This is a genomic window from Bacteroides thetaiotaomicron VPI-5482 (assembly GCF_000011065.1).
Lineage (GTDB): Bacteria > Bacteroidota > Bacteroidia > Bacteroidales > Bacteroidaceae > Bacteroides > Bacteroides thetaiotaomicron.
In genome coordinates, this window is record NC_004663.1 from 4,181,691 (window position 1) to 4,195,138 (window position 13,448).

Genomic DNA, 13,448 nt, shown 5'->3' on the forward strand with positions numbered 1-13,448 from the left:
TATGATAATCAACGAAAAAGAAAGATGAAAAAATATATTCTATTTGCTTTAATATCTCTTTGTTTTTGGGGATGTTCGGAAGATGAGATAAAACCTTATCATGGTGGACAATATCTTTATTTTAGCCAACTGAAGGAATTTGGTGATGAGGATTTCGAAGTATCTTTCAATAACTATCCTACTAGTAATGCTATTATTGTGAAGATTGGTCTGGGGCTAATCGGAAAACCGTTTTCAATAGATACACCTTACAAAGTAAGTGTGGTTGCGGAAGATGAGAGTGAAGATAAGATAAAAAATGCCGATCAGAAAAATTATCGTTTGCCTGATAATCCAATGTTTAAAGCTGGACTATCTAATGATACATTGGAGGTTATGCTGTTAAAAACGGAAGATTTGAAAGAGAACGTGAAGTTGTGTTTGAAACTTCTCCCAAATGAGTATTTCGAAGGATCAATACCGGAATACGAACAAATTAAAATTATATTCAATAATATTATTAGTAAACCTTTATGGTGGACCAATGATGTCACGAAGTTGTATTTAGGTACATATTCTAGAAAGAAATATGAAGAGTTTGTAAAATGCACCAATATCTCAGATTTTGGAAAACTAAGTACTGCCGAAAAACGGCAATATGCATTGACATTCAAGTACTACATTGCAGTAAACAATGTAATGGATAAAAATGATACAACTGGTGAGGAGTTTCCGATGGCTGTACCTATTAACTAATTAGAATAGCAATTGAAATATGAAAATAAAGATATTATTTGTTGTAATGTTCCTTTTGATCATCACGTCTTGTTATGAGGATAAGGGAAATTATGATTATAGAGAAATGAACGATATCGAGATTTCTGTAGAGACTGAAAGTTCTTCGTATGCGTTAGGAGATAAAGTGACATCAAAACCAAAATTGGTTTTCACTTTAGGAAAAGAATCCTCTGATTTATCATATGAATGGACGTTTGATGGACATGTCATAGCTGATACTAGAGATCTAGAGTGGGTAGCTGATACAATTGCTAGTACTAAAGAACTGAGGTTGGCTGTAATGGATAATAACACAGGAGTTACCTATTTTGGTTCCACGTACATTTCTGTTTCTTCTGCTTATGCCTCTAATGGTTGGGTAGTACTTTCTGAGAAAGAAGGTATCAGTACTTTAGCTTTTTTGAGAGAACAGACTGAAGAGGGAATATTAAAGCCTGTTGTTACACGTGATATTTATCAAATGATTAATGGTGTACCGATGGGAACACAGCCTGTTTCTATGTATCCTCACTGGACAGAGCGCTGGGATGGAGAAGATAAAACCAGTTGGCTATGGGTAGCACAGAAGGGTGGTCAAGGAGCTGTTGATATATCAGGTAGCAGTTATAAGCAAGAAGGGATATTGTCTCAAATGTTCCTTAGTAAATCATATCCAGAAGGATTTGTTCCGGTAGGTGTTATTGATATGCAGTTTCTCACAATGGCAATTGGTGAGGATGGAACTATTTATACCCGCGTTAAAGATAGCAATTTATTGTTTAACTCTAGTAATTTCCTTGACCGACCATTAACATCTGATGAAGAAGGCAAGGTAAAAGTGGATGGTAGCATGATTGCTTATGCTCCTTTTGATGAACATGGAGGTATGGTTCTTTATGATAAAAATTCTTCGCAATATTTGCATATTGCTGATTATAAGAGTTGGCAAGGTTATAACTATTCTGGAAAGGTACTACCTTTGAAGGTGGAGGAGTATGAGTATGGTCCTTCTGATGCTAGGTTAGATAACATGAAGGATTATTCTGTATACTTTGTAGGCGCTAGTTTAGTTGATTGGGGAGATGTCTCTTATATGTCTATTATTAAAGATAAAGCTGGCAGGTTCTATATACAGAAATTTACGGTAGAAGCTTATGGAGGAGGTAGTTCTGTCACTAAAGTTGGCGCTAGCTTTACATCTCAAAGTGAGATTGAGGGGCTAAGTTCAGTAATTGACGGAACGTCCAAAAATTGCTTTTATCTTTGCCGCAATCAAGATAAAGCTCCTTATCTTTTTATAAGTAAAGGAGAGACTCTTTATTTTTATTATACGGATGGAAATAAGATATATACATGTGCCCAGTTTGATTCTCCAATTACTTCAATTGATGCTGAATGCTTTAATAACAAATATATTATAGTGGGTTTGGAAAATGGAGATGTTTATATTTTGAAAGGAGATGATGATAATTCGGATTATACTCTAAAAAAATATGTGATCCAACAGAATAAAGTAATTCAGGTGAATGATGCCGAAAATAAATTTGTGTTATTCCATGAAAAAGATTTTGGACGAATAATTCAAGTTCGTTATAAATGGAAAGAATCTTGGAATGAATCATTTAGTTAAAACTTTAAAACGATAAAACCTTGAAAAAACTGTATTTACTTCTTCTGGTTGCACTATGTGGGGCGATGATCAGCCCCGCTGTGGCTAAGAAGAAAAACAAGAAGAAAGCTTCCACCGAAGCGACTACAAAGAAAGAGAAGAAGGAAACCAAGTACGACAAACTGTTTAAAGACAAGAAAGTCACCACGGCTAAAGGTTTCATTACTCTTCACAAGTTGGACAATAAAATTTACTTTGAATTGCCGATTAAGGTGATGAATCGGGATATTCTACTTGGTTCTACCATCGTGGAAACGACCGATAACCAGTTCGGCTGTGTAGGAGAGAAGTCAGGTGATCCTTTTCTGATTCGTTTTGTGCAACGCGACTCAACTATTACATTGCGTCGTGTACAGGCAGGTCAGTTCTCTGAAGATCGTGAAATCAAGAAGCGCTTGGTAAGCAGTACCATGCCGGCAATCGCTGAAACATTCGAGATCAAAGCATATAATAACGATAGCACGGCAGTGGTATTCGATATGACAGACTATCTGCTGAGCGATAAAAAGAACCTTTCTCCGTTCTCACCATATTCAATGATGGAGATGATGGGAGCCGATATTAGTAAGGATTTTGAGAAGGAAAGCTCATTTATTCAGGGAGTCAAAGGCTTTGAGGATAATGTGAGTATACGTTCTTTACTGACCTACAAAATCAGCGTGGGTATGAAGGGAAATTATGCAGTGAAGAAAATGCCGTTTACTGCGGTTATGAATCGTAGCTTCATTCTGTTGCCTGAACAACCGATGCGTCCCCGTTATGCTGATCCACGTATTGGTATTTTTGAACACTCTGTAGTAGAATTTGCTTCCGAAGGTCGTGGGTTGCGTACTCGTCACATTGCTCACAGATGGAATCTGGAGCCATCGGATTCAGCAGCCTATCTCCGTGGCGAACTGGTAGAGCCGAAGAAACCTATTGTTTTCTACATTGATGATACTTTTCCGTTGAGTTGGAATAAATATATCCATAAAGGAGTTGAAGTATGGCAGAAAGCATTTGAGAAGATCGGTTTTAAGAATGCCATCATTGCAAAAGATTTCCCGAAAGATGATCCGAACTTCGACCCGGAGAATATCAAATATTCCTGTATACGTTATGCTCCGTCTACGGTGGCCAATGCGATGGGACCTTCTTGGATAGATCCGCGTTCCGGAGAAATCATTAATGCATCTGTTACGGTATTCCACAATATTGTGCAGTTGGTTCAGTACTGGCGCTTCTTGCAGACTGCCCCTGCTGATGAGGAAGTACGTGATGTTGTTTTGCGTGAAGACTTGCTGGGAGATTGTATCGCTTATGTGCTCTCGCATGAGGTAGGACACACATTGTCATTGATGCACAATATGGCAGGTTCTTCTTCTATCCCTGTGGAATCTTTGCGTGATCCGAAGTTTACTCAGGAGTTTGGTACGACTTACTCTATTATGGACTATGCCCGTAACAATTATATTGCTCAACCGGGTGATAAAGAGAGAGGCGTGCGTTTGACTCCTCCGGAACTGGGAGCGTATGATTATTACGCTATCGCCTGGTTGTATTCACCGATCTTTGAGGCTAAAACGGCAGAGGAAGAAATTCCTATCTTGGATAAATGGATCAGTGAGAAGTCTGGAGATGTTAAATATCGCTATGGTAAACAACAGTTCAGACGTCGTTTTGACCCAAGTTCAGTAGAGGAAGATTTGGGAGACGACCCGGTGAAAGCTTCTGAATATGGACGTCGCAACTTGCAATATCTGCTAAAGCATATCAATGATTGGGTAGCGGATAAGGATAAGGATTTTGAGTTCCGCACGGCTGTTTATGATGAAATTGTATATGCTTACGTACGTTATTTGACTTTCGTTTTGGGAGATATCGGTGGTATTTATCTGAACGAACGCTATGACGGTGATCAGCGCCCAAGTTTTAAAACTGTATCGAAGCAACAACAAAAAAAGGCTCTGAATTTCTTATTGAATGAACTGAAGGACCTTTCGTGGCTGGATGCACGCGAAACACTGAAAGAATTCCCTATCCGTACTTCTGTGGCCATGCAGATGGAAGATGCAATTATTGATGGTATCTTGTCTCGTTGTGGTGCGGTGGCTATCTGTTCGGGTAAGGCGACATCAGCTCCTTATACTCAGAAAGAATATCTTGCCGATATAGAACGTTTTGTATGGGCTCCTACCCGCGCCGGAAGAACCTTGACAGAAACAGAAATGCGTTTGCAGATGAATTATCTGACGAAGCTGATTGAAGGTTCGGTTGCAGGGGTTGCAAAGAATGCTACCCGTAAAGGTATCGCAGATATGTATGCTCACATTGAAGTGCCCGAATGGCTGAAAGCTGCTTCGCGCGAACGTTTCGGAATCATCTCGGAGGAATTTATGGGATGTTTTAATAACAAGCCTCGTGAGATGCAGGCTGCCCGTTTGGAGGAAATCAGTGGATTTGATGATGATGTAGATCTGAAAGCACCGATCGAACCGATGGAACATATATACTACGGTGAGTTGAAGAAGGTTCGTAGTCTGGTTGCAGCAAGTGCTTCTACCGGTTCGGCTGATACACAACGCCACTACCGCTTATTGTTGTACAAAATTGACCAGGCATTAAAATGATAGGAAGTATGAGAAATAGATATAGTAAGATACTTTGTTTATTGCTTCTTTTTGCATGTTGCCTGCCACAGGAAGGAAATGCTTTCTGGCCTTTTAAAAAGAAGAAAAAAGAAGATAAGAAGGAAAATCTGACACCATATCAGAAGCTGTTCAAGAATAAGAAAGTTCAGACAGCACACGGGCTGATGACTATTCATAAGGTGGAAGGGAAAGTGTATGTGGAGTTCCCGGTTGCCATGTTAGGCCGTGAGATGCTGTTTGCTTCTTCTATTGAAAATACGAGTGACGGTGGTGAAGGAGCTCCCGGACAGTTAGGGGGTACCGACGTACGTTTCCGTTTTGAGATGATCGATTCTACTCTTGTGGCACGTATGCCTTTATTGAGTAAGCCGGTAAATACCAGTGGTGATGCTTATATCGCACGTGCGTTGGACAATGCGCATAATCCGGGTATTTTCAAAAGCTTTAAGGTATTGGCTTGCACTCCGGATAGTTCTGCACTTGTGGTAGATATGAAGGGATTATTTTTGGAGGGATCTGCTTTTACCAAACCTTTCCCTTCGACATCGGCTAACGGATACTATGGATTCGTGTCGCGCGATCATTCTCTGCAATCGGATAAATCTGCTATTTTGGGTGTATCGGCTTCAGAAAATCATATAAGTGTACGTGAAGAGTTGTCATATACTGTCGACCATACGCTGATGGGAGCATACAATATGTACAAAGACGTACCTTTGACAGCGGTCGTCACTAAAATGCTTTGTATTCTGCCCGAGGAGCCGATGACTCCTCGCCTGGCTGACTCACGTTTGGGATTGACTACACAATTGAAAAGTGATTATTCAGGGGCAACTCAGGAAGTGAAGAGTATACGCTATGCAAAACGTTGGCGTATCGAGCCTTCCGACTCTGCTGCCTATCGCCGTGGCGAGCTGGTTCGGCCAGTCAAACAACTGGTGTTCTATATCGACAGTCTGATGCCTGTCAAATGGAATCCGTATATCAAGGCTGGTGCGGAATCGTGGAATAAGGCATTTGAGAAGATCGGCTTTAAAGATGTTATTTGTGTGAAAGAATTCCCGAAGAATGACACATTGTTCAATGCAAACAGCTTTGACTGTATGACAATACGTTATTCGGCTTCTTGGCTGAATTCGGCACAGACAACGATACACTCAGATACACGTACCGGTGAAATATTGAACGCGTCTATTCTGATTAATGCAAATATGATCAGTGTTCAGTATGCTGACCGTATAGGGGCCACTGTTGCTATTGATCCTCGTGTGCGTACTACTGTTTTCCCGCAGGAGATACAGGGTGAGTTGATTCAGGCTGCTATTGCTCAGGCTGTAGGAACCGGATTGGGACTTACAATGAACTGGGGAGCTTCCTGTGCTTATCCGGTGGATTCGTTGCGTTCGGCAAGCTTTACTCAAAAGTATGGTCTCGCTTCTTCTGTTATGGGAGGCGTAATCATTAATGACGTAGCTACGGAGGAGGATGTTCGTAATGGAGTGTGTCTGGTTAATGCAAAGCCTGGTCCATATGACGAACTGGTGATTAAATATTTATATCAACCTATCTATGCTTCTTCATTGCAGGAAGAAAAAGAGACATTGGATAGCTGGATTCGTGAACATACGGGAGACCCATATTATGCTTATATACGTAATCAGTCACGTTTTGATTCTGATCCTCGTAATAGTCGCGGAAGTCTGGGAGATGACCATTTGAAATCATTCGACTATATGCTTCCTAATGTTCGCAAAGGATTTGAGAACTATTATAGTTGGTTTGCCAAGGAAGACCGTGATTTTTTAATGCGCAGACGTGTACACTCTGCCCTTAGTGAAAGACTGAGCGGGCGTATTTATGCAATACTGAGTTATATTGGCGGTATTTACTTGAATGATATTCGCGAGAAGGATGCGATACCAAGTTATTCAATGGTAGATCGTGAGAAACAGAAAGCAGCTTTGAGTAAAGCATTGGAACTGGCAAAGAATCTGGATTGGGTGGACGATACCGCTCATTTGAATGAATTTGAAATTTCAGATAAGAAGGCTGACCGTTTACGTTTGGATATCTTTAATGGTATTTTCGGACGTCTGCCTTATGTCGAGGTTTGTACAGAACGCTTCCCGGATGCAGCATATACTGCTTCGGAATATCTGGATGATATCTATGGAATTGTTTGGGAAGGTGTCTTGAAGCATCGTCCGTTGGAGAATTTCGAGAGAGCACTACAGACAGCGTTTCTGGAAAGTATTATTTCAACATCGACAGCAACTGCGCCTATTGGTAGTTTCAAAGCCTCAAAAACAGGATTTGCGGCTACCGGCAAACCGGAGATCAATCTGGCTGCTTTGAGAAATGGCGGAAAGGTGGATATGAAGATGTATTCATTGCAAAATGCAGAAGAAGTAGCAGGCTTTTCTTCAATTCCGCCGATCTATACCAACCAGACAAAAATAGCTGCTTACTATTTTGACTTGTTGATGCGTACGAAAGACATGCTCAAGAAAGCAATTTCGACGGCTCCTGAGGCAGATCGTTCTCATTATGACCTGTTGATCTACCGCATCAATAAAGCTACGGAAATTGAATAAATCTCTATTACATAAACTCTCTCTTAATTAATTTGTCTCTATGAAAACAATATTGTAAGAGATATTTTTAAAGATTTCTTCTATGCAATATTGAGCATTTTTCACCCGGGTTTACATTGTCGAATGTAAATCCGGGTGAATCTTTTATAGGCGGATATCTTTTGGAAAGTACCATACAACTAGATTGCCCGAGAGAAAAATATCAGTCTTTCTGTATAGAACATTATTATTTAATTTGTATTTTTGGCGCAAAACTCCCGAAATGACTAACAATGAGATTTCCATAGAACAAATTAATAAGTTGGATGCGGCTGCTTTCCGACTGCTTTATAAGAATTATTATAAAGCATTGGTTTGCTATGCAATAACAATTGTCGGAGATTCAGAATCTGCAGAAGATATTGTCCAGGAGTTATTCTCCACTATTTGGGAGAAAAAGATGTTTTTCCGGTCTCTGGCTTCATTCAGGGTTTATCTGTATAACTCTGTCAGAAATGCTTCCTTGGATTATTTGAAACATAAGGATGTGGAAGGCAATTATCTTCAGAAGATGCTTGATAGTCATTCCACTACATTTAGGATGGAAGAGGAGGAAGAGGGCTTCTTTAGTGAAGAAGTCTATCGCCAGCTTCTTCAGACAATTGATGCGCTGCCGGATCGATGTAGGGAAGTTTTTTTGATGTATATGGAAGGCAAGAAGAACGAGGAGATTGCCACTGCACTCCATGTTTCTCTTGAAACTGTGAAGACTCAAAAGAAGAGAGCAATGTCCTTCCTTAGAAAAAAATTAGGCTCCTATCATTTTCTATTATTACAAATGTTACTTCCCTAAAAAGAAGCATAACACTCAATCCGCTTTACTTGTTAACACCTGTTTGCAATGAACAAAATGTTCGTTGTTTTTCTTGATTATTGTACAAAAAGAACGGTCTTCTAAATAAATAAAGTATCTTTTGAATAAAAAAACTTCAGAATCCTGTCCCTCATTTTTTCTTCTTAGTCGTCTTTGCTATAAATAACCTGAAATAATATGATAAAGCGTAAAAGAAGTATAAATTCTATTATCCATGATCAGTTGCTGGGATACGCTTCGGAAGAAGATAAAAAACAGTTGCAGTCATGGCTTGATAGTTCTCAAGAAAATAGAGAGAACTATGATCGTCTGATGCGTGAGGCTTGTTTGATTGACAGGTATAAACAGTTTGCCCAGGTAGATGAAGCACGTGCTTGGGAAAGGTTTCAGAAAAAGCATTTCTCTATTCGCTCTGCTCGTTGGATCAAAATAGGACGGTATGCGGCTATCTTCTTATTGCCGATAATCGGTTTTGCAATATGGTTTTGGACTTTGCGGCTGATGGATTCTCAGCCGGTGATTTCGGATGAAGTTCGTATTGCTATGATCCGGTCGGAGAAGATGGGTAAACAAAAGGCAACACTGGTTCTGGCAAATGGACAGAAGATGGATTTAAAATCAGTGCCTGCTAAGCCTTTACAGGATTCGGTGGAACAAGTGACTGTTGCTCAGCCGTCTGTCCCTGAGACTGATGTGAACGAATCGGAAGAGGTCTCTGTTGTAGAAAATAATAAGTTGAGTACTTATGATGACAGTGAATTTTGGATGACGTTTGAAGACGGGACCAGAGTGCATCTGAATTATAATACGACATTAAAATATCCACCACATTTTGGTACTACCACTCGCACGGTCTATTTGGATGGGGAGGCCTATTTTCAGGTAGCCAAGGATAGCAAGCGTCCTTTCCGTGTCATTACGGCGAATGGAGTGGTCAAGCAGTACGGGACAACTTTCAATGTAAATACACATGTGCCTGGAATAACGAAAGTAGTGCTGGTGAAAGGTTCTGTAAGTGTGCTTCCTAATCAGGGAGGGGAATATAAAATAAAACCGGGGGAATTGGCGGTTCTTCAGGCTGATACGCAAGATGTACAAATTAGCGTAGTGGATATCGAGCCGTATATCGCATGGAACAGTGGACGTTTTGTTTTTGATAATTGTTCTTTGGAGAGTCTGATGAATGTAATATCACGTTGGTACAACAAAGATGTCGTATTCGAATCGGAAGATACCAAGAAGATACGTTTTACAGGAGATATTGATCGCTACGGCTCAATAGAGCCCATATTGAAAGCGATACAGCGGGTGACTCATCTGGAAATGGAAATACAGGGGAAGACCATAATTATAAAGAAATAAACATATTAACTACTATTAAAAAAGGAGGACGACATGCAAAAAAAGAGAGCTCGAGAACGCATTATCATGTTTCTCTGTATTATTTCCTTGTTGTTTACACCGGTGTTGGCTGCATCGCAATCTAATGCAATGAGGGTATCCTTAGATCTTAAATCTGCAACAGTTAAAGAATTTTTTGATGCTGTAAAAGTACAGACTGGCCTGAACTTTATTTATAGTACGGAGCAAGTGAAGAATATGCCTCGTATCACTATTCAGAGCAATAGTCAGCCTATCAGTGAGGTGTTGAACAAAGTGCTGGCAAATACCGGATACAGTTATGAGATAGAAGGAAATATTGTAACCATTGTATATCAGCAACCTAAAGAGAATGTCCGCACGGCTACGGGCGTTGTGGTTGATGAGGGAGGGTTGCCCTTGCCGGGAGCTTATATAAAACTCTCTAAAACGGAACATTCGACGATAACTGATAATGAAGGTAAATTTTCTATTAATTTATTCCATCAGAAAGAGCCTGTCCTGATTGTCTCCTATTTGGGAATGATTGTACAGGAAGTAAAAGTTGCCGGTACTAAACCTATGACAATCGTGATGAAATCGGATGTAAAGTCAATCGATGAAGTTGTAGTAACAGGTTATCAGGAGATTGACAGACGGAAGTTGGCAAGCTCCATATCCTCTATAAAGGGAGCTGATCTGATTGGTGGGGAGTATCTGTCTATCGACAAAATGTTGCAGGGACGCCTGCCGGGTGTTGCTGTGATGAATATGTCATCTACTCCGGGAGCTGCTCCTAAGATTAGAATCAGGGGATCTTCCTCTATTACAGGAAATAGAGAACCGGTATGGGTAGTCGATGGAATTATTCTGGAAGAACCTGTCAATATCTCTACAGAGGAACTGAACAGTCCGGATAAGATAAATCTGATCGGAAATGCCATCGGTTCGGTCAATCCGGAAGATATTGAACGTGTGGATATTCTGAAAGATGCCAGTGCTACTGCTATCTATGGTATCAAAGCGGCCAATGGAGTTATTGTGGTCACTACCAAGCAAGGAAAAAGCCAGAAACCGAGTATCTCGTATACCGCTACATTGGGGATAACAGCTCCTCCTACTTACGATAAAATGTTTCGGATGAATTCTGCCGACAGAATTGATATGTCTATCGAAATGCAGGAGAGGGGATTATCTTTCGGAAGTTACAAACCTTCGGATATTGGCTATGAAGGGGCATTGCAACATCTGTGGAATAAGGATATTACCTATCAGGAATTCTTAAACCAGGTGAAGACCCTGAAAGGATTAAATACCGACTGGTATGACTTGCTGTTCCGTACAGCATTTACACATCAGCATTCGGTATCCATTACAGGTGGAAATGACCGGAGTAATTATTATATGTCCATGGGATATGCGAATAATAACAGTGTGACGATAGGGGAAGGGTTAGAGCGCTATAACGTACTGGCTAAAATAAATACCAGAATTAACCGGAATATACATTTGGGATTAAAGGTTAGCGGTTCGCTTTCCAAAGCCGAACATCCTCATACTTCCATTGATGTGTATGAGTATGCTTATAATACTTCACGGGCTATTCCACTTCGGACAGCTTCTAATGAGTTGTATTTCTATGCGAATGAGGCTGGACGTAACGGAGTATTGTCTTACAATATCATGAACGAACTGAATCATACAGGAAACAAGAATGATAATTCCGCTATAGATGTAGCTGTCAATCTGGATTGGAAGGTTGCTTCATGGATGAGATTTTCATCTATATTAGGACTGTCCAGAAGCAACGTGACACAAGAAAACTGGGGTGATGAACAATCATATTATATTTCTTCTATGCGACAAAGTCCCTATGGGAAGATGTTGCCGAATCCCATTGAAGATTCTGAATTTGCAGAAAGATATTGTCTGCTTCCGTTTGGAGGAGAGTTGATGACGACCAATACACGTAATACTTCTTATACATGGAGAAATAGCCTGTCTTTGATGCAAAGTTTCGGAAAACATGAAGTTTCCGGAAGTATCGGACAAGAAGTCAGATCTTCAAAATATGACGGATTAAGCTCTACGCAATATGGTTATTTGCCCGAAAGAGGTAAAAAGTTTGTTGATATTGACCCGACAGTCTGGAAAAGATACGGTGCTTTGGTAAAGAGTCATCCGGATGTGGTGACCGATACAAAGAATAATGTGATTTCATTATATGCTACGGCTGCTTATGTTTATGACAGTCGCTATATTCTGAACTTCAATATACGTACTGACGGTTCTAATAAGTTCGGTCAGAGCAAGAGCGTTCGTTTTCTGCCAATATGGTCAGTGTCTACACGATGGAATGTTATCAATGAGAAGTTTATGAAGAACGTCGATTTCTTGAATGATCTGGCAATTCGTGCCTCATACGGTATACAAGGTAACGTGCATCCGGATCAGACCCCTAACTTGATTGCTAGTTTGGGGACATTGGAATCAATGCCACAGGAGTATATTTCAACATTGTATAAGCTGCCGAATAATAAACTGAAGTGGGAAAAAACCAATTCGTATAATATTGCAATCGACTGGGCATTCTGGAATAACAGAATCTATGGATCGCTTGATGTATATTACAAAAAGGGAGTAGATCAGGTGGTTACGAAAAACGTAGCTCCTTCTACAGGTGCGTCAAGTGTCTCCATTAATGATGGTGATGTTGAGAATAAAGGTTGGGATTTGGCTGTTTCTTTTGTTCCGATTCAGACCCGGGACTGGATGTGGAGTTTATCATTCAATACAGGTAAAAACTACAATAAAGTGTTGAATGCCGGGAACTCAGCGATCACTTGGCAAGACTATATTGCAGGAACATTAGTGAGCAATGGCAATGCGATAAATAGTTTCTATTCTTATAAATTTGATAAACTGGATGATCAGGGTTTTCCTACATTTAAGGATATTAATGAGAAAGATGAAGAAGGAAATGCTGTGGTTCATTCTTTGCAGGAGATGTATGACCGCGCTTTTGTTCTTTCCGGAAAACGTGAACCCGATCTGACCGGTGGATTCTCTACTTATTTGAAATATAAGAATATTACATTTAATGCGTTGTTCTCATTCAGCTTTGGCAATAAAATGCGCTTGAATGATTTGTATGAGTCCTCCGGACAGCGGCTTCCTTATCCGGATCAGAATATGTCCAGTGAATTTGTGAATCGTTGGAGAGAGCCGGGTGATGAAGACAGAACCATTATACCGGTTTTATCGGATAAGAGTTTGCAGATCAACGATAAGGATGTGACCTATCGTATTGCGGATAATGGATGGGATATGTATAATAAGAGTGATATCCGTGTAGTTTCAGGCAGTTTCCTCAGATGCCGTTCGATGTCTATTCGCTATGATTTTAAACGTGAATGGTTGAAACCTGTCTATCTGAAAGGAGCAAGTGTCAGCTTTGATATGGGTAATGTATTTGTCATTAAAGATAAAGCGCTGAAGGGCAGAGATCCTGAACAGATTGGATTTGGCTCAAGAAGTATACCACCGCAGCGTTCTTACTCACTTCGCTTTAATATTACTCTTTAATA

At 40.2% G+C, this 13,448-nt stretch carries 7 protein-coding genes; all 7 read left to right on the top strand.

What is annotated here, in order from left to right; all coding sequences use genetic code 11:
* Positions 1 to 24 precede the first annotated feature (24 nt).
* Positions 25 to 735, top strand: a complete 711-nt coding sequence (locus BT_RS16580; RefSeq protein ID WP_011108731.1) for a DUF4843 domain-containing protein — start codon at positions 25 to 27, stop codon at positions 733 to 735.
* Positions 736 to 754: 19 nt separating this feature from the next.
* The gene (locus BT_RS16585) at positions 755 to 2,386 is read left to right on the top strand and encodes a PKD-like family lipoprotein (RefSeq protein WP_055219209.1); all 1,632 of its coding nucleotides are present in this window, start codon (positions 755 to 757) and stop codon (positions 2,384 to 2,386) included.
* 65 nt (positions 2,387 to 2,451) lie between these two features.
* Positions 2,452 to 5,034 (top strand): zinc-dependent metalloprotease, encoded by a 2,583-nt coding sequence (locus BT_RS16590; RefSeq protein WP_011108733.1) that lies wholly within the window; start codon positions 2,452 to 2,454, stop codon positions 5,032 to 5,034.
* A gap of 8 nt (positions 5,035 to 5,042) precedes the next feature.
* Positions 5,043 to 7,649: a zinc-dependent metalloprotease gene (locus BT_RS16595; protein ID WP_011108734.1), complete on the top strand. Its 2,607-nt coding sequence runs from the start codon at positions 5,043 to 5,045 to the stop codon at positions 7,647 to 7,649.
* A gap of 262 nt (positions 7,650 to 7,911) precedes the next feature.
* Entirely contained in the window at positions 7,912 to 8,481 is a 570-nt protein-coding gene (locus BT_RS16600) for an RNA polymerase sigma-70 factor (RefSeq protein ID WP_011108735.1), read from the top strand.
* Between the two features lie 198 nt (positions 8,482 to 8,679).
* Complete coding sequence (locus tag BT_RS16605; protein WP_011108736.1) at positions 8,680 to 9,864, top strand: FecR domain-containing protein; 1,185 nt, start codon at positions 8,680 to 8,682, stop codon at positions 9,862 to 9,864.
* A gap of 33 nt (positions 9,865 to 9,897) precedes the next feature.
* The gene (locus BT_RS16610) at positions 9,898 to 13,446 is read left to right on the top strand and encodes a TonB-dependent receptor (protein WP_011108737.1); all 3,549 of its coding nucleotides are present in this window, start codon (positions 9,898 to 9,900) and stop codon (positions 13,444 to 13,446) included.
* The last annotated feature ends 2 nt before the right edge of the window (positions 13,447 to 13,448 follow it).